General features: G+C 70.6%; 28 protein-coding genes and 1 tRNA gene. 11 read left to right on the forward strand and 18 right to left on the reverse strand.

Annotated elements, in window-relative coordinates; genetic code table 11:
* The first annotated feature begins 2 nt into the window (after positions 1-2).
* The 3 genes from L2C96_RS08840 to L2C96_RS08850 all read left to right on the forward strand — a co-directional run bounded on the left by L2C96_RS08840 (position 3) and on the right by L2C96_RS08850 (position 5,068).
* Complete coding sequence (locus tag L2C96_RS08840; RefSeq protein ID WP_020416269.1) at positions 3-1,184, forward strand: serine/threonine-protein kinase; 1,182 nt, start codon at positions 3-5, stop codon at positions 1,182-1,184.
* Positions 1,185-1,221: 37 nt separating this feature from the next.
* A complete protein-coding gene (gene pknB, locus L2C96_RS08845; RefSeq protein WP_237335816.1) occupies positions 1,222-3,216 on the forward strand; it encodes a Stk1 family PASTA domain-containing Ser/Thr kinase in 1,995 nt (664 codons plus the stop codon).
* A 211-nt stretch (positions 3,217-3,427) separates the two neighbouring features.
* Positions 3,428-5,068 (forward strand): hypothetical protein, encoded by a 1,641-nt coding sequence (locus L2C96_RS08850; RefSeq protein ID WP_237335817.1) that lies wholly within the window; start codon positions 3,428-3,430, stop codon positions 5,066-5,068.
* Here L2C96_RS08850 and L2C96_RS08855 read toward each other — a convergent pair.
* Genes L2C96_RS08855 through L2C96_RS08875 form a run of 5 tightly spaced genes read right to left on the reverse strand, consistent with a single transcriptional unit; the run spans position 5,062 to position 9,177 of the window.
* Positions 5,062-6,417 carry a sensor histidine kinase gene (locus L2C96_RS08855; protein ID WP_020416266.1) on the reverse strand — a complete coding sequence of 452 codons (1,356 nt, stop codon included), beginning with the start codon at positions 6,415-6,417 and terminating at the stop codon, positions 5,062-5,064. The genes L2C96_RS08850 and L2C96_RS08855 overlap by 7 nt on opposite strands.
* On the reverse strand, positions 6,414-7,094 hold the full coding sequence (locus L2C96_RS08860) for a winged helix-turn-helix domain-containing protein (RefSeq protein WP_157358391.1): 681 nt from the start codon (positions 7,092-7,094) through the stop codon (positions 6,414-6,416). Before L2C96_RS08860 ends, L2C96_RS08855 begins: the two co-directional genes overlap by 4 nt.
* A gap of 33 nt (positions 7,095-7,127) precedes the next feature.
* Positions 7,128-7,763: a hypothetical protein gene (locus L2C96_RS08865; RefSeq protein ID WP_020416264.1), complete on the reverse strand. Its 636-nt coding sequence runs from the start codon at positions 7,761-7,763 to the stop codon at positions 7,128-7,130.
* On the reverse strand, positions 7,760-8,539 hold the full coding sequence (locus L2C96_RS08870; RefSeq protein WP_237335818.1) for an ABC transporter ATP-binding protein: 780 nt from the start codon (positions 8,537-8,539) through the stop codon (positions 7,760-7,762). Before L2C96_RS08870 ends, L2C96_RS08865 begins: the two co-directional genes overlap by 4 nt.
* Positions 8,536-9,177, reverse strand: coding sequence for an aminodeoxychorismate/anthranilate synthase component II (locus tag L2C96_RS08875; protein WP_027935587.1), 642 nt, complete (start codon positions 9,175-9,177; stop codon positions 8,536-8,538). Before L2C96_RS08875 ends, L2C96_RS08870 begins: the two co-directional genes overlap by 4 nt.
* A 116-nt stretch (positions 9,178-9,293) precedes the next feature.
* Here L2C96_RS08875 and L2C96_RS08880 point away from each other — a divergent pair, with 116 nt between their 5' ends.
* Positions 9,294-10,610 carry an FAD-dependent oxidoreductase gene (locus L2C96_RS08880; RefSeq protein WP_020416261.1) on the forward strand — a complete coding sequence of 439 codons (1,317 nt, stop codon included), beginning with the start codon at positions 9,294-9,296 and terminating at the stop codon, positions 10,608-10,610.
* Here L2C96_RS08880 and L2C96_RS08885 read toward each other — a convergent pair.
* Both L2C96_RS08885 and L2C96_RS08890 read right to left on the reverse strand, forming a co-directional pair.
* Positions 10,607-10,762, reverse strand: a complete 156-nt coding sequence (locus L2C96_RS08885) for a hypothetical protein (protein ID WP_020416260.1) — start codon at positions 10,760-10,762, stop codon at positions 10,607-10,609. The genes L2C96_RS08880 and L2C96_RS08885 overlap by 4 nt on opposite strands.
* Positions 10,762-11,598, reverse strand: coding sequence for a class E sortase (locus L2C96_RS08890; protein ID WP_020416259.1), 837 nt, complete (start codon positions 11,596-11,598; stop codon positions 10,762-10,764). Before L2C96_RS08890 ends, L2C96_RS08885 begins: the two co-directional genes overlap by 1 nt.
* Positions 11,599-11,690: 92 nt before the next feature.
* Here L2C96_RS08890 and crgA point away from each other — a divergent pair, with 92 nt between their 5' ends.
* Positions 11,691-11,957 carry a cell division protein CrgA gene (gene crgA, locus L2C96_RS08895; RefSeq protein ID WP_027935586.1) on the forward strand — a complete coding sequence of 89 codons (267 nt, stop codon included), beginning with the start codon at positions 11,691-11,693 and terminating at the stop codon, positions 11,955-11,957.
* 189 nt (positions 11,958-12,146) lie between these two features.
* Entirely contained in the window at positions 12,147-12,446 is a 300-nt protein-coding gene (locus L2C96_RS08900) for a PH domain-containing protein (protein WP_020416257.1), read from the forward strand.
* On the opposite strand, the gene L2C96_RS08905 is transcribed toward L2C96_RS08900, so the two are convergent.
* Both L2C96_RS08905 and L2C96_RS08910 read right to left on the reverse strand, forming a co-directional pair.
* Positions 12,443-13,378, reverse strand: a complete 936-nt coding sequence (locus L2C96_RS08905) for a rhomboid family intramembrane serine protease (RefSeq protein ID WP_272882268.1) — start codon at positions 13,376-13,378, stop codon at positions 12,443-12,445. The genes L2C96_RS08900 and L2C96_RS08905 overlap by 4 nt on opposite strands.
* Before the next feature lie 28 nt (positions 13,379-13,406).
* Positions 13,407-13,958, reverse strand: coding sequence for a peptidylprolyl isomerase (locus L2C96_RS08910; protein WP_017985993.1), 552 nt, complete (start codon positions 13,956-13,958; stop codon positions 13,407-13,409).
* Positions 13,959-14,055: 97 nt separating this feature from the next.
* On the opposite strand from L2C96_RS08910, the gene L2C96_RS08915 reads away from it, so the two are divergent.
* On the forward strand, positions 14,056-14,658 hold the full coding sequence (locus L2C96_RS08915) for a hypothetical protein (protein ID WP_237335820.1): 603 nt from the start codon (positions 14,056-14,058) through the stop codon (positions 14,656-14,658).
* 150 nt (positions 14,659-14,808) lie between these two features.
* Here the strand turns inward: L2C96_RS08915 and L2C96_RS08920 are convergent, their stop codons facing one another.
* Both L2C96_RS08920 and L2C96_RS08925 read right to left on the reverse strand, forming a co-directional pair.
* The gene (locus L2C96_RS08920) at positions 14,809-15,261 is read right to left on the reverse strand and encodes a DUF6918 family protein (RefSeq protein WP_027935584.1); all 453 of its coding nucleotides are present in this window, start codon (positions 15,259-15,261) and stop codon (positions 14,809-14,811) included.
* Positions 15,262-15,422: 161 nt separating this feature from the next.
* Entirely contained in the window at positions 15,423-15,938 is a 516-nt protein-coding gene (locus tag L2C96_RS08925; protein ID WP_020416253.1) for a DUF2020 domain-containing protein, read from the reverse strand.
* Between the two features lie 126 nt (positions 15,939-16,064).
* On the opposite strand from L2C96_RS08925, the gene L2C96_RS08930 reads away from it, so the two are divergent.
* Positions 16,065-17,069, forward strand: coding sequence for a M14 family metallopeptidase (locus tag L2C96_RS08930; protein ID WP_372491191.1), 1,005 nt, complete (start codon positions 16,065-16,067; stop codon positions 17,067-17,069).
* 33 nt (positions 17,070-17,102) lie between these two features.
* Positions 17,103-17,732, forward strand: coding sequence for a helix-turn-helix transcriptional regulator (locus L2C96_RS45030; RefSeq protein WP_017985988.1), 630 nt, complete (start codon positions 17,103-17,105; stop codon positions 17,730-17,732).
* Here L2C96_RS45030 and L2C96_RS08940 read toward each other — a convergent pair.
* From L2C96_RS08940 to L2C96_RS08970, 7 genes are all read right to left on the reverse strand, one after another.
* Positions 17,722-18,600 (reverse strand): spermidine synthase, encoded by an 879-nt coding sequence (locus tag L2C96_RS08940; protein WP_237335822.1) that lies wholly within the window; start codon positions 18,598-18,600, stop codon positions 17,722-17,724. The two genes, L2C96_RS45030 and L2C96_RS08940, sit on opposite strands and share 11 nt — an antisense overlap.
* Before the next feature lie 10 nt (positions 18,601-18,610).
* A complete protein-coding gene (locus L2C96_RS08945; RefSeq protein ID WP_237335823.1) occupies positions 18,611-19,447 on the reverse strand; it encodes a hypothetical protein in 837 nt (278 codons plus the stop codon).
* A complete protein-coding gene (locus L2C96_RS08950) occupies positions 19,444-20,757 on the reverse strand; it encodes a hypothetical protein (RefSeq protein ID WP_237335824.1) in 1,314 nt (437 codons plus the stop codon). The genes L2C96_RS08945 and L2C96_RS08950 overlap by 4 nt, the downstream gene beginning before the upstream one ends.
* On the reverse strand, positions 20,754-21,044 hold the full coding sequence (locus L2C96_RS08955) for a DUF6403 family protein (protein WP_237335825.1): 291 nt from the start codon (positions 21,042-21,044) through the stop codon (positions 20,754-20,756). The genes L2C96_RS08950 and L2C96_RS08955 overlap by 4 nt, the downstream gene beginning before the upstream one ends.
* A gap of 91 nt (positions 21,045-21,135) precedes the next feature.
* Complete coding sequence (locus tag L2C96_RS08960) at positions 21,136-22,968, reverse strand: hypothetical protein (RefSeq protein WP_237335826.1); 1,833 nt, start codon at positions 22,966-22,968, stop codon at positions 21,136-21,138.
* A gap of 16 nt (positions 22,969-22,984) precedes the next feature.
* Positions 22,985-23,057: transfer RNA gene (locus L2C96_RS08965), tRNA-Ala, on the reverse strand.
* A gap of 28 nt (positions 23,058-23,085) precedes the next feature.
* Positions 23,086-23,274 carry a DLW-39 family protein gene (locus L2C96_RS08970; protein ID WP_017985983.1) on the reverse strand — a complete coding sequence of 63 codons (189 nt, stop codon included), beginning with the start codon at positions 23,272-23,274 and terminating at the stop codon, positions 23,086-23,088.
* Positions 23,275-23,443: 169 nt separating this feature from the next.
* Between L2C96_RS08970 and L2C96_RS08975 the strand changes: the two genes are divergently transcribed.
* Both L2C96_RS08975 and mbp1 read left to right on the forward strand, forming a co-directional pair.
* Positions 23,444-24,841 carry an FAD-binding oxidoreductase gene (locus L2C96_RS08975; RefSeq protein WP_237335827.1) on the forward strand — a complete coding sequence of 466 codons (1,398 nt, stop codon included), beginning with the start codon at positions 23,444-23,446 and terminating at the stop codon, positions 24,839-24,841.
* Between the two features lie 61 nt (positions 24,842-24,902).
* Positions 24,903-25,136, forward strand: a complete 234-nt coding sequence (gene mbp1 / locus L2C96_RS08980; protein WP_020416244.1) for a microaggregate-binding protein 1 — start codon at positions 24,903-24,905, stop codon at positions 25,134-25,136.
* The last annotated feature ends 58 nt before the right edge of the window (positions 25,137-25,194 follow it).

A 25,194-nucleotide genomic window follows, 5' to 3' on the forward strand; every position in this document is an offset into this window, starting at 1 on the left:
GCATGCTGTCCACCGGTCAGCTGCTGGCCGATCGCTACCGTCTCGTCCACCGCATCGCCGTCGGCGGGATGGGCGAGGTCTGGCAGGCCAGCGACACCCGGTTGGACCGGATCGTCGCGGTGAAGGTGCTCAAGGCCGAGCTTTCCCAGGACGCGGAGTTCCTGCACCGCTTCCGCACCGAGGCGCGCACGACCGCGTCGCTGAACCACCCCGGCATCGCGGCCGTGCACGACTACGGCGAAACGGTGGCGGGCGAGCACGCGATCGCCTACCTCGTGATGGAGCACGTCGACGGCGAGCCGCTGGCCGGGATCCTGATGCGCGAGGGCAGGCTGGCGGCCGACCGGACGCTGGACATCCTCGAGCAGGCGGGCAACGCGCTGCAGGCCGCGCACGAACGCGGTCTGGTGCACCGGGACGTCAAGCCGGGCAACATCCTGGTCACCCCGAACGGCACGGTGAAGGTCACCGACTTCGGCATCGCGAAGGCGGCCGACGCGGCGCCGGTGACCAGGTCCGGCATGGTCATGGGCACCGCCCACTACATCGCGCCGGAGCAGGCGCTCGGCCACGACGCGGAGCCGGCGAGCGACGTGTACTCGCTGGCCGTGTGCGGTTACGAGTGCCTGGCCGGGCACCGGCCGTTCCTGTCCGAGAACGCGGTCACGGTCGCGATGATGCACATCCGCGACCTGCCGCCGCCGCTGCCGCCGGACGTGCCACCGCACGCCCGCGCGGTCATCGAGGCGACCCTGGTCAAGGACCCGCGGCAGCGCTACAACAGCGGCGGCGAGTTCGCGGCCGCCATCGCCGCGGTCCGCAACGGGCACGCGCTACCGACGCCGTCCGGACTGGTGCAGACTTATGCCCCGGTCGTCGGCCCGGTGGCTGCCGTCGGCCCGGTTTCGCAGCCGGCGATGCAGCCGGTGAGCCCACCCGGTATGCCGCACCCGAGCGGGGTGCTGCCGATGCCGGTGCCACCACGGCGGCGGGTGCCGATCGCCGTGTGGGTGCTGCTGGCCGTTCTGGTGGCCGGGATCGTGGTGGTTCTGCTGGTGCTCCTGCCCGACTGGGGCGGCGACAGCGGAACCGGCCGGGTCCCGGGCGGTCAGGTCGGCACGACCGACATGGTTCCCGGCACGCGGCAACTCCCTCCCCCCGAAGAGACGACCTACGAGGCATGATGAGCACACCTTGGACGGAACGGAACGGCTTTCTCCGATGACTGCACCCAGGATGCTGTCCAACCGCTATGAACTGGGCGACACGCTCGGTTACGGCGGCATGTCCGAGGTCCACCACGGCACGGACGTCCGGCTGGGCCGCGAGGTCGCCGTGAAGATCCTGCGTGCCGACCTCGCCCGCGACCCCCAGTTCCAGGAGCGGTTCCGCCGCGAGGCGCAGAACGCCGCGGCGCTCAACCACCCGGCGATCGTCGCCGTGTACGACACCGGTGAGGCGCAGACCGAGTACGGTCCGCTGCCCTACATCGTGATGGAGTACGTCCGCGGCCGGACGCTGCGGGACATCGTCAAGACCGAGGGGCCGCTGTCGCAGAAGCGGGCCATGGAGGTCATGGCCGACGTCTGCGCCGCGCTCGACTTCTCGCACCGGCACGGCATCGTGCACCGGGACGTGAAGCCGGCCAACGTGATGATCACCGACCAGGGTGCGGTCAAGGTGATGGACTTCGGCATCGCCCGCGCGATGCACGACGGCCAGGCCGCGATGACCCAGACGGCCGCGGTGATCGGCACGGCCCAGTACCTGTCGCCGGAGCAGGCGCGCGGCGAGGGTGTGGACGCCCGCAGTGACGTCTACGCCGCGGGCTGCGTCCTGTTCGAGCTGATCACCGGCGAGCCGCCGTTCACCGGTGACTCGCCGGTCGCGGTGGCCTACCAGCACGTGCGGGAGGACCCGAAGGCGCCGTCGGCGGTCAACCCCGCGGTGTCGCCGGAGCTGGACGCGATCGTGCTGAAGGCGCTGGCCAAGGGCCCGGCCAACCGGTACCAGTCGGCCGCCGAGATGCGCGCCGACCTGGTGCGGACGCTGTCCGGGCAGCGGCCGTCGGCGCCGATGGTCATGACCGCCGACGAGCGGACGCAGGTGATCGGCGGGGCGCCCGGCCACGCGGCCGACTACGACTACGACCCCGACGCGGTCGAAGAGGACGAGAAGCGCCGGAAGCGCAGGCGCGTCACGGCCGCGGTGATCTTCACGTTGATCGCCCTCGGGCTGATCGCGTTCATCATGTGGCTGGCGGGCGCGTTCGAGTCGAAGCCGGCGACCGCGATGATCCCCGAGGTCAACGGCCAGCAGCAGGCGCAGGCCGAGGCGACGTTGCGGGACAAGGGTTTCACCAACATCGTGCTCGCGGACAAGCCGTGCGTGCGCCAGCCCAACGGCGTCGAGACCTGCTCGGCCGACGCGATCGGCAAGGCGATCAACACCGATCCCGCCGCCGGCGTGAGCGTCGCGCTCGACCAGAAGATCACGCTGTACATCGGACGCGCGCCGGCGAACGTCGCGGTGCCGAGCGTGCTCGGCAAGACCCGGGAGGAGGCCCTGGCCCTGCTCAACCAGGTCGGGCTGCTCCTGGACCCGAACGTCCAGGAGGTCGACGTCAACGACGAAGACCAGTACGGCAAGGTCCAGAGCCAGAACCCGAACGCGAACACGCAGATCGCGCAGGGCAGCACGGTGTCCATCAAGATCGGCAAGACGCCGAACATGGTGGAGGTCACCGACTACACCGGCCAGCAGTACGACGTCGCGAAGGCCGGCCTGGAGGCGCTCGGGTTCAGGGTCAGCAAGCAGGAGGCCGACTCCGACCAGCCGGAGGGCCAGGTGCTCAACCAGAAGCCGAACGCGGGCCAGCAGCGCGAGGGCTCGACCGTGACCCTGACGGTGTCGAACGGGTCGGAGCAGAGGATCTCGATGCCGGACCTGCGTGGCCTGACCCAGAACGAGGCGCTGCAGCGGATGCAGCAGCTCGGCTGGGACGGCCAGGTGAACTACCAGTCCGACAAGCTGTCCGACGAGGACATGGACGGCAAGGTCACCGGCAGCGTGCCGACGGCGGGCAGCCAGATCAAGAAGAACGAGACGATCACGCTGCTGATCGGCGACTCCGACGGCGGCGGCGGCGGTGGCAACGACAGCACGACGCCGACGACTCCGGGAGGGATCTTCCCGACCGGTCGCAACAACGGCTGATCCACGCGCATGACGAAGGGCCCGCTTCCCCCAGGGGAGGCGGGCCCTTTCGTTTGGCACACGATCAGCGAGTGGCTGTGACAGAACTGGCACACAACGCGAATAGCGTGCGGACATGGTCTCCGCTCCGCCGATACCCCCTGCCCGGATTCGGGAACCCGATCTCGCCTCGCGCGAGCCGATCGAGAGCGGCAAGCGATGGCAGGCGGTCGTGGCAGTGGCCGGTGGGACCGCCCTGATCGCGGCACAAGCCGCGCGGTACGGCAACTGGATCGTCGACGACGCCGCCATCACGTTCGGCTACGCCCGCGGTTTCGCGGAAGGTCTGGGGCCGGTTGTGCAGCCCGGCGCGGAAGCCGTGGAGGGGTACTCGAATCCCACGTGGACCGCGCTGCTGGCGATCGGCAAGCTGCTCGGCTTGTTCGACCGGGGCGCGATCCTCGGCATCCCGGACTACGTCCTGTTCCCGAAGGCGCTGGCGCTGGTGTGCTGTGCGGGCATCCTCGCCGCGGTCCACTCGGCGGCGACGGTCGTGGGGCGTCGGCCTTGGGTGGTGACCCTGGTCGCCGGGGTTGCGCTCGCGTCCGTGCCGTCGTTCGTGATCTGGTCGTTCTCCGGTCTGGAGAACTCGCTGTACGCGCTGGTGGTCGTCGCGCTCGCGGTGACGGTCTTCCGAGCCGTCCTGGCCGGGCGGTTGCGGACGCGGGGGGTCGCGGCGGCGGCCGGGGTACTCGCTGCGGCGGCGGCCCTGACCCGGCCGGAGGGCGCGGTCTACGCGGCGGTTTACCCGTTGGTGTTGCTGATCCACCTGCGCGGGCCGGTGCTGTGGTCGAGCGTCCGGCACGTCCTCGTCTCGGTCGCGGCGTTCGCGGTCCCGTACGGCGGGTACCTCCTGTGGCGTTACGCCGAGTTCGGGCGGATGGTGCCGAACACCGCCGTGGCGAAGAAGCAGGGCGTGCCGGAGATCGAGCAGCTGACCCGCGCCGGTGACCTGGTGCAGTACCTCGGGGCGCCGGCCGTGCTCGTGCTGGTCGTCCTGATCGGGCTCGCCCTCGCCCGCTCCTCGTCGTGGCGAGACGGCCTGGTCGCGTTGCTGGTGCCGCTCGGTCTCGCGTCGCTCGCGTACGCGGTGCTCGAACCGGACTGGATGGGCCAGTTCCGGTTCGCCACACCCGTGTGGGCGCTGCTGGCGTTGATCGCCGCGCTCACGACGGTGGAGGTCTTCCGAGCCGCGCGAGCGCGTGGCCGCGCACTGATCACAGTCGCGCTCGTCGCGACGCTGCTGCCGTCCGGTGTGGTGCTCGCGGAGGCGGGCGAGAAGTTCAGCCGGACGCCGACACTGCCGATGTGCTTCATCGCAGACCGGTTCGGGCGGATGTTCAACCAGTACGCGGACATCCTGGGTGTGCAGGAGGGCTCGGTGCTCGAACCCGACCTGGGGGGCACGGCCTTGACCAGCCGGTTGCACGTGGTCGACCTGGCCGGTCTCGTGGACGCGAAGATCGCGGACTTCTACCACGACGGGGACATGGCGGGACTGCGCGACCACGTGTTCGAGACGGTCCAGCCGACGTTCGTGCACTTCCGCTTGTACTGGGGCGGAGTCACCGGACTCGCCGGCGATCCACGACTCGCACGCGACTACGTGCCGCTCTACGAGTACCCGCTCCCGGCCGAGTACGGCGGCGACTTCGTGCGCCGTGACGTGGCCGGCGACCCGGTGCTGCTCGACGCGGCACGGGAGTACGCCCGGGAGACGATCCCGGTGACGGAGAGCCGGATCAACGCGTGGGGCCTGCGGCAGTGCGGTGACACGCTGGCACCGGGACAGACGACGCTCGGACTTCACTGACCCCGCGGCAAGACCACGGTGAACACCGCACCGTCCTGTTCGGACACCGTGATGCGGCCGCCGTGGATGCGGGCGTTCTCCTGGGCGATCGCCAGTCCGAGTCCGCTGCCGGAGGTCGCCGTGCGCGCCCGGTCGCCGCGGGCGAAGCGGTCGAAGACCAGCTCGCGGAGATCCTCGGGAACACCCGGACCGGAGTCGGCCACTTCGGCCGTGACCACCCCGGGCCGAGTTCCGTCGATGGTGACGGTGATCGGCGCGGCACCGTGGGTGAGCGCGTTGGTCAAGAGGTTGCGCGCGATGGTGTGCACCCGCCGCGGATCGGCGCACACCGTCACGTCGCCGACCGTGTGAAGGGTGGTGCCGTCAGCGCCACCGACCAGGTCGATCGCCTCCGCCCACAGGTCGGCCAGGTCCAGGGGGCCGGCATGGAAGTCGGCCACACCCGCGTCGAACCGCGACATCTCCAGCAGGTCCTCGACGAGGTTCGCGAGGCGCCGCGACTGCACGGACAGCAGCCGGGCGGCGCGCCGGCGGGCGTCCGGGTTCTCGCTGTCGACTCCGTCAGCGGCGGCGACCACCGTCGCCACCGGTGTGCGCAGGTCGTGTGCGACGTCGGCGACGAAACGGCGCTGCTGTTCCTCTTTCGCGCGCAGCTCCGCGATCGACCGCCCGACCTGCTCGGCCATGGCGTTGAACGACCCGGCCAGGTCCGCGAGCTCGTCGCCTCCCCGAACGACCAGGCGCGTGTCGAGCTCACCCCCGCCCAGCCGGATCGCGGCGTTCGCGACCGCCCGCACCGGCCGCTGGATCCGCTTGGCGGCCACCATCCCGCCCGCGATCCCGAGCACCGTCACCAGCAACGCCATACCGGCGAGGTTGCGCCGCAACTTCGACAGGTCCGCCCGCAGCGCGTCCAGGGTGTAGTACTCGACGAGCACAACGTGCTTGACGGGCGACCCGGCCAGCACCAGGAACGGTGAGTTCTCGGGCTCGGTGCCCAGCGGCTCGTCCCCCGCGCGAGCGGCGGACAGCAGCCATCCCGGCACCGCCACCGGCGGCTCGGCGCCGTGCAGTACCGCCTGCTCGCCGGTGTAGTCGAACACGCTCCACGCGACCGCGTGTTCGCGCGACATGTAGTCGATCACCCGGTCGGTGGACAAGTTCTGAGCGACGAACCGCACCTGGGCGAGATCCGACGCGAAGTCGGCGCGCGACGCCGAGTGGAAGCGCCGCGTGGTGTCGTTCGACTGGAGCTGGTAGGCCGCCAGCGCCATCGCCGCCGTCGCTGCCACCGTCACCACGACGACCGCGGCCGCGATGCGTGCGCGCAGACCGAAGTGCGGCCTCATGGCCTGGTCAGCCGGTACCCGAGGCCGCGTACGGTCCGAATCAGCTCGGGATGCGCGGGATCCTTCTCGATCTTCGCCCGCAGCCGGGCCACGGCGGCGTCGACCATGCGCGAATCGCCCACGTAGCCGTAGTCCCAGACCCGTTTGAGCAGCATCTGCCTGCTCAGCACCTGCCCCGGGTGGTTGGCGAACTCGACGAGCAGTTTCAGCTCGGTGGCGGTGAGGTTGAGCTCCGCCCCGTCGGCCCGCACCGTCAGGCCGTCGGTGTCCACCTCGAGGTGACCGACCTGCAACTTCGGGGTGGACGGCGCGGCACCGCGCCGCAGGATCGCCTTGATCCGGGCGTCGACGACCCGCGGTTCGACGGGTTTCACCACGTAGTCGTCCGCGCCGCCCTCCAGCCCGACGATGACGTCCACCGGGTCGCCGCGCGCGGTCAGCATGATGACCGGCACCAGGCTGCGGGCCCGGATGCGACGGCAGACCTCGAACCCGTCGACGTCCGGCAGCATGACGTCCAGCAGGATCAGGTCGACCACGCGTGCGCCGTCGAACAACTCCGCCAGCGCGCTCTCGCCGGACTCCGCAACGACCACGTCGTGCCCGAGCCCGCCGAGCGCGAGCGAAAACGCCTCCGCCAGTGCTTCGTCGTCCTCAACCAACATCACCGACGCCACGAACACCCCCAAACCGGTGTTCCGGCACGATACTCAAGCCCGCCGGTGCACGAGCCAGCCCGTGGCCGCGGCACTCGCCACCAGCAGCAGCGCGCCACCGAGCAGGCCGAGCGCCACCGCGCCGCTGTGGGAGCCCGCGCCGGTCAGGGAGCGCAGCATCGGGTTCACCACCGGCACCCACCGGACCAGCAGCACGACCCCGAGCAGCGCCAGCGCGGCCAGCACGGTGTAGCCGATCCGCGGCAGCAGCAGCCGCGAGCAGGGCAGGCCGAGCGCGATGCCGGTCGCCGCGCAGGCCGCGTGCGCTACCACCCCGTCGGTCAGGACGGCGGCGGGCAGACCGTGGTGCACCAGGGCCGCCCACGCCAGGGACACCGCGGTGAGCACCACGCAGCAGAGCGCGGCCGCGGCCACGAACCCGGCGAGCACAGTGGACAGCCGGCGGGCGTGGACCAGCGTGATGAGCCGCTGCACCGGGTCCTCGGCGTCCACCAGCGCGATGGTCAGCCAGCACGCCACGACCGTGAGACCGCCCGCGCTGACGGCGAACTCCGGCGGAACCGGCGCCGTCGGATCGTTGTACAGGACGGCGAGCAGGACCAGGTAGGCCAGCGACGGTGGCAGCCAGCGCTGCGAATGCCCGAGCAGCGCGAGCTGGTAGCGGATCACCGGCGTGCCTCCGGGGTGTCGACCCGCACCACCGACCAGCCGCCGCTCAGCGCCTTGAGCAGCAGTTCGTCCGCGCTCCCCGCGGCGACGGTCAGTTCGACGTGGTCGCCGTCGTGGTGGGTGGCGAGCACCCCGGGCAGGTCCACCGCGCCGGAGCCGCGCAGCACCACGCGTGCGGATCGGTCCACCACCCGCAGCACGCCGTCGGTCAGGCGGACGACCTCGGTCGCGTGGGCGTGGGCGCGCTCGTCGCGGTGCTCGGTGAACACCACGCTCGCCCCGCGGGCGCTGGTCTCGGCGATGATCTCGGCCAGCACGCCGTGCGCGTCCGGGTCGAGCCCGGACCACGGTTCGTCCAGCACGAGCAGGTCCGGTTCGGTCAGCAACGCCTGGGCCAGCCCGACTTTCTGCGCGTTGCCCTTCGACAGCTGCCGCAACGGGGCGCGCGGGCCACCGGCCAGCGCCAGCCGGTCCAGCAGCGCCCGCGGGTCCACTTCGGATGCTCCGGAGATCCGGCCGAGGTGCCGCAGGTAGGCGAGCGCGCTCATCCGCGTCGACGCCGGGAACCGGTCGGGCACGTACCCGACGCGCGGGCGGCCGGTGACCGTGCCGGACGTGGGCCGGGACAGCCCGGCGAGGATCCGCAGGAGTGTCGACTTGCCGGAGCCGTTGGCGCCGACGATGCCGACCACGGTCCCGGGGCGCACGTCGAGGTCGACCCCGGTCAGCACCGGGGCGTCACCGTAGCGCTTGCCGACCCCCAGCAGCCGGATCACGCAGCGGCGGCCTTCTGCAACGCCGCGACCTCACGCTCCAGCGCGTCGACCACGGGCGCCTGGACCGGGTGCCCGGCGGTCGCCATCCAGTTCGCCAGCATCCGGTGCCCGCCCTGCGTCAGCACCGACTCGGGGTGGAACTGCACGCCCTCGACCGGCAGCTCGCGGTGCCGCATGCCCATCACCACACCGGACTCGGTGCGCGCGGTGACCTCGAAGGAGTCCGGGATCGTCTCCGGCAGCACGGTCAGCGAGTGGTAGCGGGTCGCGGTGAACGGGTCGGGCAGGCCGGCCAGCACGCCGCTGCCCTCGTGGTGCACCTGGCTGGTCTTGCCGTGCAGCAGCTCCGGCGCGCGGTCCACCGTCGCGCCCCACGCCACGCCGATCGCCTGGTGGCCGAGGCAGACGCCGAGCATCGGGGTGTGAGTGTCGGCACACTTGCGCACGACGTCGATGCTCTGGCCGGCGCGCTCCGGCGTGCCCGGGCCGGGCGAGACGAGCACCCCATCGAACTCCGGCACGCGGTCGAGGTCGACGACGTCGTTGCGCCAGACAGTGCATTCGTTGCCGAGCTGGGCCAGGTACTGGACCAGGTTGTAGACGAAGCTGTCGTAGTTGTCGACGACCAATACGCGCATGCCGCCCAGCGTACCGGCGTCCACATGGTGGACCGCAATTCATATCACAGTGAAAGTAAGGGTCACCTATCTTTACCGTGGCAAGGGTGAGCCGTAGTCCTCTTCGCGTCGCCATCATGGGCGCCGGCCCCGCCGGCATCTACGCCGCCGACATCCTCGACAAGTCCGACGCCGACGTCAGCATCGACATCTTCGAACGCATGCCGGCGCCGTTCGGGCTGATCCGGTACGGCGTCGCGCCCGACCACCCGCGCATCAAGGGCATCGTCACCGCGCTGCACAAGGTGCTCGACCGGCCCGGCATCCGCCTGCTCGGCAACGTCGACTACGGCACCGACATCAAGCTGGACGACCTGCGCGAGTTCTACGACGCAGTCATCTTCGCCACCGGCGCGATGAGCGACCGCGCGCTGAACATCCCGGGCGTCGACCTGCCCGGCAGCTACGGCGCCGCGGACTTCGTGTCCTGGTACGACGGCCACCCGGACGTCCCGCGCACCTGGCCGCTGGACGCGACCAGCGTCGCCGTCCTCGGTGTCGGCAACGTCGCGCTGGACGTCGCCCGGGTGCTCGCGAAGACCGCGGACGAGCTGCTGACCACCGACATCCCGCCGAACGTGTACGAGGGCCTGAAGTCGAGCAAGGTCACCGACGTGCACGTGTTCGGCCGCCGCGGGCCCGCCCAGGCCAAGTTCACCCCGCTCGAGCTGCGCGAGCTGGACCACTCGCCGAACGTCGAGGTCATCGTCTACCCCGAGGACATCGAGTTCGACGACGGCTCGATCGCCGCGATCCGCGCCTCCAAGCAGGTCGACATGGTGGTCAAGACGCTCCAGGAGTGGGCGATCCGCGACCAGGGCGACCGGCCGAAGCGGCTGCACCTGCACTTCTTCCACTCGCCGACGGAGATCCTCGGCGACGACCGGGTCACCGGCCTGCGCACCGAGCGCACCGAGCTGACCGGCGACGGCAACGTCCGCGGCACCGGCGAGTTCCACGACTGGGACGTCCAGGCCGTGTACCGCGCGGTCGGCTACCTGTCGTCCGAGCTGCCGGAGATCCCGTTCGACCACGACAGCGGCACGGTCCCAAACGAGGGCGGCCGAGTGCTGGACATCGACGGGGACCAGGTGCCGGGCGTGTACGTGACCGGCTGGATCAAGCGCGGCCCGGTCGGCCTGATCGGCCACACCAAGGGCGACGCGGCCGAGACGATCCGCAACCTGCTGGCCGACGCGGACCAGCTGACCGCGCCGGAGCAGGCCGACCCGGACGCGATCACGTCGTTCCTCGCCGACCGCGGCGTCCCGTTCACCACCTGGGAAGGCTGGGGCAAGCTGGACGCGCACGAACGCGCCCTGGGCGAGCCGCAGGGCCGTGAGCGCGTGAAGGTCGTGGAGCGCGAGGAGATGATCCGCGTCTCGCGCGGCTAGTTCACCGACACCTGGTTGAACGGGAGCATCGGCTCCAGCCAGGGGAACACGACGAACAGCAGCAACGCGATCACGCCGAGCACCAGCACGAGCGCGATCAGGGCCCGGACCGCGACCGGTCCGGGCAGCTTGCGCCAGATCCAGCCGTACATCACACGCCTCCGATCGCCTGCAGCAGCTGTTCGTAGGTGGCACCCGGGGTCTTCGGGTACTGGTTGGTCAGCACCGCGTGCACGATCAGCCGCTGCTTGTCGGAGAACCGCGGGTGGCAGGTGGTCAGCGTGAGCAGGGCGACCTGCTGGGCCGTCGGCAGCACGTCGGCGGTCTGGTGCGGCACCGGCGCGACCACCTCGCCCTGGTCCGGCCGCACGATCTCCCGGCCGAAGGTGCGGCCGTACGGGCCGCCGTCCGGCGCGTCCGTGCGCAGCGTGCCGACGTTCGCGCACTGCGGCCGCGCCGCCTTGTCCGCGTTCCAGTTCGCGAGCTCGTCGGAGTGCGGCAGGACGCGGTAGACGAAGAAGTCGCTCTGGGTCTCGATCACGATCGCGTCGCACGAGGCGAGCAGGTCGAGGTCGTTGAACGGGGCGCCCTTGCCGACGCGGTGCCCGGCGACGGCGAAGTTCCCCGGCTCGCCCGGCAGCGCGGTGCCCTTGTAGTGCCCCGGCCCGACTTCGAGCGCCTTCGCGTCGGTGCCCTCCTGGATCGTGAAGTGGTAGTCCGCGCCGAAGCTCGGGATGTACATCTTCGCGAACGCCTCGCCGTCGATCAGGTCGGCGTGCAGCGTGCGGCCCTGCGCCCAGTCCTGGTCCAGCGCCACCGTCGCGCTGGCCTGCTTGCGCGCGGAGAACAGGTCCGTGACGTAGAGCTCGTAGACCACGAACAGGAGCACGACGAGTCCGGCGGTGATCAGCAGTTCGCCGATCGTCCGCACGGTCCTGGCGAAACCGCCACCGGACTTCTGCGGTGGCGGGGCGTCGAGGACTGCCACGCGCGCTCCTCTCTCGGGGACGCTTACGTTAACGTGTGAGGTAGGAGGTGGATGCGCACCACCTGGCCAAACCCGAACACCGCGAGGTTCCGATGCCCAAGTCCAAGGTCCGCAAGAAGACGGCTTACACGCCGCCGGCCGATCGGCGCACGCCGGTCAAGGTGCGTGCCGCTGGGCCGTCCAGCCTGATCTACAAGATCGTGATGTTCGGGCTGATGCTGCTCGGCCTGGTCTGGCTCGTCGTGAACTACATCGCGGGCGACAAGATCCCGTTCATGGCGGACCTCGGCAACGGAAACTTCGCGGTCGGCTTCGCGTTGATGATCGTCGGTCTGCTCATGACGATGCGCTGGCGCTGAGCGGAAGATCACAGCGATTGCCCCGAACAGCCGCTTGACCACTAATTACAGCACTGTGACTTTTCCCCAGTGTGGATAACCACTGTGGATAACTCGTCTCCGCACTGGGCTCCGCGACCCGTTCTGGTCGGAGCCGGTTGTGCCGCGGCCGTTTTCGCGGCGGCCGCGGCGGTACTGGCGAGCGACCGCATGGGCACCGTGTTCTTCGCCGTCGCGGCGATCGCGCTGACCGCGTTGTCCCTGCACGGTTTGCTCGTCCGCCCCCGTCTCACCGCGGATCCGCGTGGGCTGCGGATCCGCACCACGACGGGAAAACACGACCTGCACTGGCCCGAGGTGACCGCGCGCGTGCGCACCACGCGCCGCCTCGGCCGCGACTCGGCGACGCTGGAAATCGAAGCGGGCGAGCAGCTGTTCGTCTTCGGCTGGCTCGAACTCGGCGCCGACCCGCGGGACGTGCTCGACACGCTGACCGCGTTGCGGCCCTAGCCGGGAATCCCGCAGTTCAGCTCGTCACCACGGTAGCCGCACACCACGCTCGCCAGCTGCGCGTCACGCACGAACACCAGCACCAGCAACGCGATCAGCAGCACCGCCACCGCGCCGCCCTGCCAGTACTGGCGCCCCTTCGCCGGGGCGTACACCATCGCCGCCGTGACGAGCGCGCCGACGACCAGGCCACCGAGGTGGCCGAGCAACGAGATGTTCGGCAGCGACACGGTGATGATCAGGTTCAGCACGATCGTGCCGATCGCGTACGCCGGGTTCAGCCGCAGCCGGATGACGGCGACGAGCATCGCGCCCAGCAATCCGTAGATGGCACCGGACGCCCCCGCCGTGCCCCGGTCGACCCCGTCGAACAGGTACACCGCCACCGCGCCGCCCAGCAGCGACACCAGGTACAGCGCCGTGAAGCGCACGCGCCCCAGCAGCGTCTCCATGTCGCGGCCGAGGATCCACAGGGCGAGCATGTTGACCGCGAGGTGGATGGGGCCGTAGTGCAGGAAGCCGGACATGACCAGCCGCCACCACTCGTCTTCGCCCGCGATCGCCAGCGGCCACAACACCCCGTCGCCGAACAGTGGCGCGGTGTCGTTGCGGGTCAGGCTGCCCGCCTGCGACACCGTGACCACGTACGCCAGCACGTTGAGCACGATGAGGATCGGCGTGACCACCGGCCGGTGCGAAACCTGGGCGCCGGCGACCGTGCGCGGCGTGTAGCGCTGGACGTTCTGCTCGCGCCGCCCGGTCTGCACGCAGTCGATGCACTGGTAGCCGACCGAGGCCTCACGCAGGCAGTCCGGGCACGCCGGACGGCCACACCGGACACAGCTGAGCCCGGTGGGGCGCGACGGGTGCCACCAGCAACCGGGCAGGGCCGACTGCTGGGGCGGCTGCGAGGCAGGCGGGTGGGGAGGCATGTTCACGATGCCTCCAACCTACCCTGGCTCAGCCTGCGCGTTCGATGTCGATCTTCTCGATGACGACGTCCTGCAGCGGCTTGTCCGCCGGGCCGGTCGCGGTGTTCGCGATCGAGTCCACGACGTCGCGCGACTGCTGGTCGGCGACCTCGCCGAAGATCGTGTGCTTGAAGTTCAGGTGCGGCGTCTTTGCCACGGTGATGAAGAACTGCGAGCCGTTGGTGCCCGGTCCCGCGTTCGCCATCGCCAGCAGGTACGGCCGGTCGAACTGGAGTTCGGGGTGGAACTCGTCGCCGAACTGGTAGCCGGGGCCGCCGCGGCCGGTGCCGGTCGGGTCGCCGCCCTGGATCATGAAGCCCGAGATGACGCGGTGGAAGATCGCGCCGTCGTAGAACGGGCCGGAGTTCTCGCCCTTGGCGTTCGGGCGCTGGTACTCCTTCGTGCCCTCCGCGAGGCCGACGAAGTTGGCCACCGTCTTGGGGGCGTGATCAGGGAAAAGGTTGATCCGGATGTCCCCGGCGTTGGTGTGCAGGACGGCGGTCGCCTTCGCACCAACGAGGGATTCACTGCTCTGGGTCACCGCTTCATCGTGCCATCCGCAGCGAGATCGGCCGGAAACGGGCAGGATGGTTACGGGGATGGAACGTGAGACGAAACGATTGTCGAGGTGAAAGGCCATGACCCGAGCTGCGGACTCGGTGGGTGAGTCGGTCAAGGCCGGCTTGCTCGGCCTGAGCAAGCGGGCCGTCGAGGTCGGCAAGGCAGGCGCCGAGGTGACCGCTCAGGCCGCCCATGCGGCCGAGAAACGGCTTTCCGAGAGCACCGAGGAGGCGCGCAAGGAAGCCGCCAAGCGGGGCCGTCAGGCCCGGAAGGACCTGAGCAGGGCCAGCAAGCAGGCGCGCAAGGAGGCCGCGGCACGGCTCGCCGAGCTGCGCAAGCCCGGCCGCAAGGCCCGCAAGGCCGCGGTGCAGGCCGCGAAGGCCGCCGGCGAGTCGAAGCGCAAGGCCAAGAAGGACTTCAAGCAGGCGAAGAAGGACTTCCGGGCCGCGCTGGAGGAGGCGAAGCTGGCCGCCAAGGGCACGAAGAAGAGCCGCAAGTGGCCGCTCTTCCTGGTGCTGGGCGTCCTGGCCGCGGCGGGCGCCGCGGTCGCGCTGCGTGGCAAGCAGGAGCCGCCGGTGGCCACCGAGCCGCCGCGCGCCGCGCCGAAGCCGGCCACCCCTGAGTCGACGGCGAACGGCCAGCACGCGCCGAGCCCGTCACCCGCGGAAAAGCAGAACTGACACGTTCCACCGGAGGTGCCGCTCGGCTCTGAGCCGAGCGGCGCTTCCGCCTGCGCGGGCGACGTCCGCGGGATGCCCGCACATGCGAAAACGGCCGCTTTCCCTACTGGTACCGAAGGGAAAACGGCCGCTTCGCGCGCGTGGCCTGCCTCAGGCGGCGGCCGCGTGCTTGTCGATCAGCTTGCCCAGGCGGGGCAGCGCCTCCTCGACGTTCTTCTTGCCGTTCGGGCGCAGCTTCTCGTAGACCTTCTTGATGCTGTCGCGGCTGCTCTTGGCGGCGCGCGCGTCGGTCACGCCCAGCAGCGCGTCGGCGGCCTGGTCACCACGGCTGGACAGGTAGGCGCCGAAGTCGCCGCCACCCTGGCCCTTGAAGTCGGCGTAGAACGGCTCGAGCGCGGCGGTGAAGTCGTCGAGCAGGCTGTCGACGGCGGAGCCGATGATGCCCGGCTTGATCTTCTTGACCGCGGCGAAGCCGGTCTTGATGACGGCGCCGGACACGCCGCCCTTGTCCGAGACCTCTTCGTCGACCAGCGTCTCCAGGTCGGTCACAACGGCCGGACGCCTGCTGGAGTCGAGCAGGATTTCCTTGAGGGTGTCAGCCACGAATGTCTGTCCTTCTTCACATCGAGGTACACGGGGGGCTTCTCGCAGCCCGTGGCACGGCGCCGGCCGCAGGTCTCGACCGAACGCGTGCTGGTCCTCCCCCGGCTGCGAGGTGCGATCAGGGTAATACAAGATCAACTTGACACTGCACCCTGGCGGCCTTAAAGCCGCGAGATCGCCTGCCGGGCAACGGTTCTCGCCTTCACCGTCTGTTGCTGATCGGTGGTCACCACGACGGCCGTACCGCCCTTGGCCACGGCATATACCGCGCCGTCCGGTTTCGCTGCGTAACCGCCCTGCCACCCTGGCGGATCAGTCGCGGGGTTGCTCGTGGCCACCGGGGCCGCCTGGTCGACGATCGCCTTCGCCACCGCCGGATCGCCGGTGTAGACGCGCACGGTCAGCTGGAGCTTCCCGGAGCGCGCGTAGAAGAAGCACGTCGGGTGCGGCTGGTCGGCGGAGACCTCCACCTTCGACACCCGCTGCCCGTTGGCGTCCGCGACGAACGAGTTCTCCAGGTACGGGCAGGGCGCGGCACGGGCCGGCGTGGGCTCCGGCGGCAGCTGCACGGCGGTCGTCGCCGGCGCGCTCGGGGACGGCGGCGTCTCCGGAGCCTGCTGGGCGGCACAACCGGCCAACGCGGCGGCCGCGATCAGGGCGGGCAGAACTCGTCGCATAACCCGATCAGTCAACCACCCGGCGCCCGCCGGGTTGTGGCGGGCGCGCCGCTACAGCAGGGTAGAAGGCACTACTCTACGTGTTCGTTCGGAGGCGAAATGTATTCACGTCGGGCCGCCGGTGGCGTGCTCGCCCTGGTGACCGGAGCCGCCCTGCTGGCCGGGACCGCGCCCGCGCAGGCCGTCGCGGCCGAATTCCCGGCCGGCGACGAGGGCTACCACACCTACGCCGAGGTCACGACGGAACTGCAGAAGGCGACCGCGAACCACCCGGACATCGCGGTGCTCTCCAGCGTGGGCAAGTCCTACGAGGGCCGCGAGCTGAACCTGGTGAAGATCAGCGACAACGCCGCCGCCGACGAGGGCGAGCCCGAGGTGCTGTTCACCTGCAACCAGCACGCCCGCGAGCACCTGACCACCGAGATGTGCCTGCACATCGTGCAGCGCTTCACCGACGGCTACGCGACCGACCCGCACATCCGCTCGCTGGTCGACGGCCACGTGATCTGGGTGATCCCGAACGTCAACCCGGACGGCTCGGAGTACGACATCTCGGACACCGACTACAAGTACTGGCGCAAGAACCGCAGGCCCGTGGACGGCGGCAAGATCGGCACCGACCTCAACCGCAACTGGGGCTACAAGTGGGGCTGCTGCGACGGCTCCAGCACGCGGCCCGCCTCGGACACCTACCGCGGCCCGTCGGCCTTCTCCGAGCCGGAGACGCAGGCCGTGTCGAGGTTCGTCGACTCCCGCGCGGCGGGCGGGAAGCAGCGGATCAAGGCGCACATCGACTTCCACACCTACTCCGAGCTGGTGCTCTGGCCGTTCGGGCACACCGAGGAGGACATCGGCGAGGGCATGACGGCCGAGGACAACGCCCGCTTCCGCGACATCGGACAGCGCATGGCGGCGACCAACGGGTACACCGCCCAGCAGTCCAGCGATCTCTACGTCACCGACGGTGACATCAACGACTGGATGTGGGGCACCCACAAGATCCTGACGTTCACCTTCGAGATGTACCCGACGAGCCCGTTCCCCGGCTTCTACCCGCCGGACGAGGACATCGTGCGGGAGACGACCCGCAACGACGCGGCCGTGGACATCCTGATCTCCGAGGCGCGCTAGACAATCGATCCAGGTTTTGTACATCATGCCCAGGTGACCGATGCCGACGCGGTGCTCTCCGCGCTCCGACCCGTGCTCGACGGCCTGGCCGCCACCTTCGGCGGCAACTGCGAGGTCGTCCTGCACGACTACCGGCGGCCGGAGGGCTCCGTCGTCGCCGTCGCGGGCGAGGTCACCGGCCGCGCCCCCGGCGGCTCGATGAGCGAGCTGGGGCTGAGCCTGCTCAAGCAGGGCCGCGACGCGCGCGACCAGATCAACTACCTGACGCGCACCCCGGCCGGGCGCGTGATCAAGGCCTCCACGATGCTGCTGCGCGACCGCGACGGCGAGGTGTTCGGGGCGCTGTGCGTGAACCTGGACGTGACCGACCTGCGGCACGCGGCCGTGCTGCTCGGCGAGCTGGCGGCGGTGACCGCGCTGCCCGACGCGACCACGACGTTCACCAACGACGTCGGGCAGCTGATCCGCGCGGTCGTGGCCGAGGAGGAGCTGAAGCTCGGCCGTCCGGTGAGCCGCATGACGCGCGCCGAGCGGCTGGACCTGTTCCGGGCCCTCGACGAGCGCGGGCTGTTCGCGCTGCAGAAGGCCGTGCCAGAGGTGGCGGCCGCGCTGGGGATCTCCCGCGCGTCGGCCTACAACCACCTGGCCGAGATCAGGTCCTAGGCGGCAGGCCGAAGACGTTCCACGGCGGGCGCGGGGTGTCCAGCGCCTCGTCGTCGTGGATCGGTTTCGCGTTGCCACGGAACCGGTCCAGCTCCTCGCCGCCTGTGACGCGGGCCGGGAAGGCCGCGGACGCGGCGCGGCGGGTGATCTCGTCGACGGGCAGGTCCGCGCGCGAGGCGACCAGCACGACGTTGCCGAACCGCCGCCCGCGCAGCACGCCCGAGTCGGCGAGCATCACGACGTGCGGGAACACGGCGCCGATGGTGGCGACGACCCGGCGGGCGAACTTCAGGCCCGGCCCGTCGGCGACGTTGATCAGGTACGTGCCCGCCGGCCGCAGCACCCGCGCGACGTCGGTGGTGAACTCCAGGGTCGCCACGTCGCCCGGCATCTTCGCGCGCTGGAAGACGTCCGCGACGACCAGGTCGGCCGAGTCGTCGCGGCGCGTTGCGACGCCCTCGCGGCCGTCGGAGATGCGCACCCGCAGGTTCGGGACCGCGCGCAGGTCGAGCTGTTCGCGGACGAGGTCGATGAGCGGCTCGTCGGCGTCGAAGACGAGCTGCCGCGAGCCGGGCCGCGTGGCCGCGATGTAGCGCGGCACGGTGCAGCCCGCGCCGCCGAGATGCAGCGCCTCCAGCGGGCCGCCGGCGAGGCAGTCGATCACGTCGCCGATGCGCCGCACGTACTCGAACTCCAGGTGCGTCGGATCGTCCAAGTCCACATAGGACTGCGCGACCTCGTCGACGGTCAGGAGCCAGGCGTTGGGGCGGTCGGCGTCGGCGAGCAACTCGGCGAGTCCGAAGCGGACCGGGTAGCGGCCTGGAATCGGTCGGGCGGCGCCGCGCCGCTTCGTGCCTCTGCCTGCCATTGCCGCAACTCTACGTGACGCGACGGCAGCGTTCGCTCAGCGCGTCGACCCGCTTGGCCAGCGCGTTGTAGTCCGCCTCGGTGCGGGCGTCCGGGATGTCGTCCAGCAACCGCACGTAGTCGTTGATGATCGAGGCGGGGTGCCGTCCGTCGAGGTCGATGATCTGCTGGGCCAGCACGGCGGCTCCGGCGTTGAGCCTGCTGCGGGCGTCGCCTTCCGCCGTCCGCTGTTCCTGCACGCGGATCGCGAGCCGGGCGGCGCGCCGGGCCGCGAGGTTGAGACCGACCGCGCCGAGCACGACGGCCAGCACCGCGGCTCCGGCGATGAGGAACCTCGGCAGCGGCGCGCTGACCTCACGCGCGCCGTCCGGGACGGTGCCAGCGCGGACGAGCAGGTCGTAGTTCACCGCGGCGACCTTGATCGCCTCCAACGGCCGGTCGGCGAACTGGTCGATGCCGCGCTTGATGATCTGTTCGGCCACGAAGGCCTTGCCGAAGTTTTCGTCGTCGCGGTCGGGCAGGAGCGCGCAGCCGTAGGTGTCGTACTCGTCGCCGTCCTGGCTGAGCAGCAGGACGAGGTTGCCGTCGGCGGCGCGCTCGACGTCGTCACAGCCTTCGCGGAGGTCCGCGCCGGGTTCGTCGAGGATGACGACGAGCCGCCGGTTGCCGATGACCCGTTCCGCCGCGGCCTCGTCGAGGTCCACCCCGTCCGCGACGTACACCGAGGACGTGCGCACGTCGCGGGCCATGGCGCCGTCGAAGATCCCGCCGGTCCACAGTGCCCAGAGCGCGAAGGCGAAGCAGACGACGGTGGCGATGCCGAAGGTGCTGCGGAAGAACTTCGTCATGCCAGCCTGCCCCGGAGGTAGACAGCGGGCCGGTACTCCCGGCGCTTCAGGGTCTTCGCCACGTGGTCGAGTTCGGCCTCGGCGTCGTCGAGGAGTGCGGCGACGTGCTGGTCCGGCAGCTTCTGGGCGACGGCTTCCCGCGCGGACTGGAGGGTGGCGATCGCCCTGGTCAGCGCGGGGTCGGTGGTGTCACCGGTGAGGCCGGAGACCTCGATGGCCAGCGCGGTGAGGCCGGCCATCCGCACACCCGCGCCCGACCGCCGTTGCGCGGCCGTGCGCACCGCCCGCGCCGTCAGGACCAGGAAGACCACCGCGCAGGCCGCGAAGATCCACGGCAGCGCGGGCAGCGCGACCCGGACGGGGTCGAACGGCTGGTACGGCAGGGGGCGGTCGAACAGGCCCGCGTAGCGGACGTCGGTGACGCGGTCGAGGTAGGCGCCGAGGATGTTGCGCTGCGGGTAGGCGTAGAGGCTGAGCCGGTCGCTGTACTGGCCGTAGAAGCTGGCCGCCGCGACCTCGGCGAAGTCGGCGGCCTGCGGCCCGTGGTACTCGACCCACTCGCCGACCATGACGACGATCGGCTTGTCCGGGAAGACGCTGGTCAACGCGGTGCCGTAGTCCGGGATGGGCTGCCCGGCCTGCTGCCGCGGGAGGACGACGAACAGCGCGCCGTTCGGGAAGGCGTCGGCCGCGGAGGGGATGTCGGTCATGCCGTGCACGCCGGTGGCGCGCAGGTCCGCGACGACGGGTTCGAGCTCGGCGGCGGTCGGCTGGCGGTACCGGATGGTGTCGGTGTCGGATGGTTCGGGCCGGTCCTGGATGTGGGCGATCAGGAAGAGCAGCAGGTCGGTGACGTCACCGGCGGCGAACTGGGCGCGCCAGCCGGTGAGCCGGTCGGCGACGACCTGGCCGGGGTCGCCGGTGACCTGGGTGCCCATGATCGTGATGTTCGCGTTGTCGACGTCCCGGACTCGGTCGCGCTCGGCCTTGTCCAGCCCGGGCGGGGCGACGAGGATGCGGACGTCGGTGGCGCCGAGCGCCGCGCGGACCTGCTGTTCGTCCCACTGCGCGATCGAACCGGGCAGGCGGGTGACCGGGTTGGCGGCGACGAGCGCGGTCATCTCCTCCACGGAGGGGACGGTGGTGTCGCTGAGCTCGCCGGCCTCGCCCTCGCGGATGGGTTCGGTTTGCGTCGGCGACTGCCCGTAGCTGACGTCGAAGGCCTGCCCCTGGGCGACGAGGAAGACGACGAGAACGCCGATCGCGGCGGCGAGGCAGCCCCAGCGCAGCCATTCGAGCCCGCGCTTCACGCGTCGCGCCACAGCTGATCGGCCCGGCGGGCGGCGTGCTCGGCGGTCTCGGCCGCGCCGGTGCCGCCACCGTCGGCGAGCAGGCGCTCCGCCTTGGCGAGGAGATGCTCGGCCTCCTCGACGTCGGTCCGGGCGGCATCACGACTGATCTGCGCCCTGACGACAGCCGCCCGCGCCGACGACCAAGCGGTGCCGGTGGAGCGGCGCCGGTCGCGCCACCGCGGAAGCAAGACGACACCACCGCCCGCGAGGACGAGCACCACGGCAGCGGCGAGCCAGACGGCCAAGGAGGACAAGGGAACCCCAGCGGATCAGGTGATCAACGAGCCCTGATTGTCCATGATCGGAAGGCCGGGCGCGACAGGTTCACCCAAGATGTCACACCGCACGCTTCGCTTCGGCAGCGATCTCGGGCACGGGATGGTGGGCGACGATCTCGGCCAGCATGTCGCCGCGACCGGGGTGGTCACTGGCGGCCAGCCCGCGGACGATGCCGATCTGGTCGTCCGGCGAGTGCTGGGTGAGCTCCGCGACGAGCAAGCCCTGTTCGTGCAGCGCCGCGAGGTTCTCGGCGAGGGACAGGACCATCTCCTGTTCATCCACCGCACGAGCGTCCAGCGCGCCTCGGCGGACCAGCCACTGCGCGGCGCTCGCGCCGACCACTCCGCCACCTGCCCGCAACCGCTCCGCTTCCCGGATGCCGTCGTCACCGGCCAGTTCCAGCCCGCCCCAGGCCAACACCCGCTGCGACGGCGACTGCGTCCGCTCGCACAACGAAGCCAGTGCGACTGCCGCCCCGGCGGGGGTCCTGGCCCGGATCCACTCGCTCATCGCGATCTCGGCCACTTCGCGATCGGCGTGGTTCAGCGCCTCACAGAGGCGTTCCGGCGACAGGGCAGCCAGTTCGTGGGCGAGCGGTGCGGGAATCCCCTGCGCCAGCGCCACCTGCCGCGCGGCCCACAGTCCCAGCGGCGTGAGCTGCACGAGCCGGTCGTCCGGGTTGCCGAGGCCGGACACCTCGGCGATCTTGTCGAGGTCGCGGAGGGTGCTCTTCGTGATCTCCACCGCGCCCAGCACCTCGAGCGCGGCGAGGATGCCGTCCAGCTCTCGCCGCCACATCAGCGCGGACGCGAAACCACCAGGACCGCCGAGAGTCTCCTGCACGTACTGGACGAGGAGTTCGACCGGCAACGGCGTTCGGCCTGCCCGGTAGAGAGCCAGCCACAGGTCCGGCGCCAGCTCCGGAAGCAGGTGCCCCAGCCAGGGCTGGTCGTACCGGTTCGCCGGCAGGCAAACCGCCGGCCCGAGGTGGGGGAAGGCGTCGTAGGCCTGCCGCCACAACGCCCACGGCCGCCGCAGCAGGCCCGCCGCGCTCTTGACGGCGACCAGCCTGCCCTTGAGCACGCGCACCAACCGGACCGCCTTCGCCCACGCGACCAGCAAGGTGACCTCGGGCAGGTCCGCGCTGCTGCGAACCCGCTCGGCGGTCCGGTCGACGTCGAGGAGCGCGGCCAGCTCACGAGCGTCCGCAACCCGAAGCCGATTCGTCTGCGTGAGCGCGCGTCCCGTGCCGACCCACTCCGTCAACGTACGCAGCCGGTGCACGACAGCGGTGTTCGCGGCGAGCGCCTCGATCTCCTCCTGCGGCGGCAGGACGACCGGCGGCAGCGGTTCGGGCGGCTCTTCTTCGGACTCGGTCCGTCGCCGCACGATCTCGTCCAGCACGTCCCGGTCGTAGTCGATCTGCCCGGCGTTGACCCCGTCGAGGAACTCGCGGACCTGGTCGCCGTCCTCCGGATCGACACCGTGCTCGAGCATCCGCGCCGCCCAGAACTTCGCCAGCCCGAAGTTGCGTTCGTCGGACATGGCCGCGAAGAACGCATCCGCGTTCCGGTCGATCTCCGCGTGCAGCGCACCCGCGTCACGGATGCGGCCGACGGGCGTGGTTGACAGGAAGTCGATCCAGTGGTGGAACGTGGAAAGCACCGCCGGCCGCGCGGCGTGTTCGAGGGTCACGTTGCGCGGGAACCAGTGGAGCAGCAGGTCGCTGATGTCCTCAACTGTCCAGCGCGCGGGATCGAGATCCTGCTCGACGAACCGGTCGAGGGTCGCGTCAACGAAGAACAGGTCGGCTTCGACACCGTGGTCGGCGCACCAGCGCTCGAACCTGTCGAGGAGGTCGTCGGCAATGAGTTCCGTCTGGTCGATCACCGCAACCCTCTCCGAGTGGAGCTGAGGGGAATCGAACCCCTGACCTCTGCCTTGCAAAAGCAGCGCTCTACCAATTGAGCTACAGCCCCGGACGCGGGCCCCCAAGCCCGCGGAAGTTCAGTTGTTCGTGCCTGCCTCGGCGGCCTTCGCCGGCGCGCTGCCGTTCGTCGAGACCGCGGCCAGCGGGCGCTCGGTCGGGGCGGTGGCCTCGCGCCACAGGTCGGCCTCAGCCTTCGCGTCCTTGTTGCGCTTGATCACGAACAGCACCCCACCCGCGACGACTGCGAGCGCCAGCAGCTTCTTCACGTTCAGGCCCCTCTTCGACGGTCCGGCTGACCTCACGATGCTACTGCACCCGCCAGGGGGAGGTTCGCGCGGTGCGGACGGCCGCGAGCTGTAATGCAGGTCACATCCACTTCGACTTCCTCTGGTGGTTCGCGCCACGTCCACCGTCCGCCCGCGAAAGCAGGAAGTCATGAACCCCTTCGACGTGGAGACCTTGCGGCGGTCCCTCGACGGCGCCGCCCTGACACCCGGCGATCCGGGCTACGACCAGGGCCGCGCCGTGTGGAACGGCCTCATCGACCGCCATCCCGCGGTCATCGTCCAGCCGTCCGGCCCGCGTGACGTCGCCACGGCGCTCGCGACCGCCCGGAACTCCGGCCTGGAGGTGGCTGTCCGCGGCGGCGGGCACAACGTCGGCGGGGCCGCGGTCGCCGATGGCGGCCTGACCATCGACCTGAGCAGCCTCGACCAGGTCGTGGTCGACCCCGGCAGCCGCACCGCGCGGGTCGGCGGCGGCGCGCGGTGGCGACAGGTCGACACCGCCACCCAGGGGCACGGCCTGGCGACCGTCGGCGGCACCGTCAGCGACACCGGCGTCGCCGGCCTCACCCTCGGCGGCGGCTTCGGCTGGCTCACCAACCAGTACGGCCTGGCCTGCGACAACCTGCTCTCCGCGGAGGTCGTCCTCCCCTCCGGCGACGTGCTGCGCGCGTCGGACACCGAGAACACCGACCTGTTCTGGGCCCTGCGCGGTGGCGGCGGGAACTTCGGCGTCGTCACCGAGTTCGAGTTCCAGCTCCACCCGGTCGGGCCGATCATCCAGCTCGGGCTGTTCTTCTGGGAGGACGACCGCGGCGCCGAAGCACTGCGGCACATGCAGGGGATCGTCGAATCGTTGCCGCGGAAAGCCGGCGCCATCATCGCGGCGCTGAACGCTCCGCCCGCCGATTTCGTGCCCGAGGAACACCACTTCCGCCCGGGTTACGCGCTCCTCCTCGCCGGTTTCGGCCCGGAACCGGAATTCGCCGAAGCCGCGCAGCAGGTCCGCACCGGTCTCGCGCCGCTGTTCGAGTTCACCACCCCGATGCCCTACGTCGCGCTCCAGCAAATGCTCGACGAGACCGCGCTGCCGGGCATCCTCGCCTACGAGAAAGCGCTTTACCTGGATCGCTTCTCGGACCCGGTCATCACCGCGGTCACCGAACGGATGCCGCTGCGGAGCTCGCCGATGTCGTTCCTGCCCAACATGTTCGCGGGCGGCGCGTTCACCGAGGTCGCCAACGACGCCACGGCGTTCGGCGGCGCCCGGAACCCCGTGGTGCTGTTCAGCATCGCCGCGCTGGCCACGGACGCAGACCTCCTCGCGCGTGACCGGCAATGGGCCCGGGATCTGTGGGACGCCGTGGCACCGCATTCGTCCGGCACCGGCGGCTACGTCAATTTCATGACCGACTACGAGGACGACCGCGTGCGCACGAGTTTCGGGGCCGCGAAATACGCACGGCTGGCCCGGATCAAGGCGCACTACGACCCGGAGAACCTGCTGCACCGCAACCCGAACATAAAACCCGCACTCGCACCCGCGTGAGTGATTAGCGCTCCTGCCACCCGGGTAGCCGATTCGTGACGGTGACGAAGGAGGGGCAGGAATGACCGACAAGGAAGACCGTCAGGAAGGCATCAAGGGCGCGGTCGAGGGCCTGAAGGGCAAGGTCAAGGAGACCGCGGGCACGTTCCTGGGGAACGACTCGGCGCAGCGGGAAGGCCGCGCGCAGCAGGAGAAGGCGGACGCGCAGCAGCGGGTCAGCGAGAAGGAAGCCGAAGCCGACCGGGCGCGGGAGGAAGCGGCCCTCGGTGAGGCGCGGCAGCGCAGCGAGCAGTAACACACCCCGAGACACGGCCAGGTCAGACGCGGCACAGTTCCCCGTCTGTCCTGGCCGT

This window comes from Amycolatopsis tucumanensis, assembly GCF_021654135.1.
Classification (GTDB): Bacteria; Actinomycetota; Actinomycetes; order Mycobacteriales; family Pseudonocardiaceae; genus Amycolatopsis_E; species Amycolatopsis_E tucumanensis.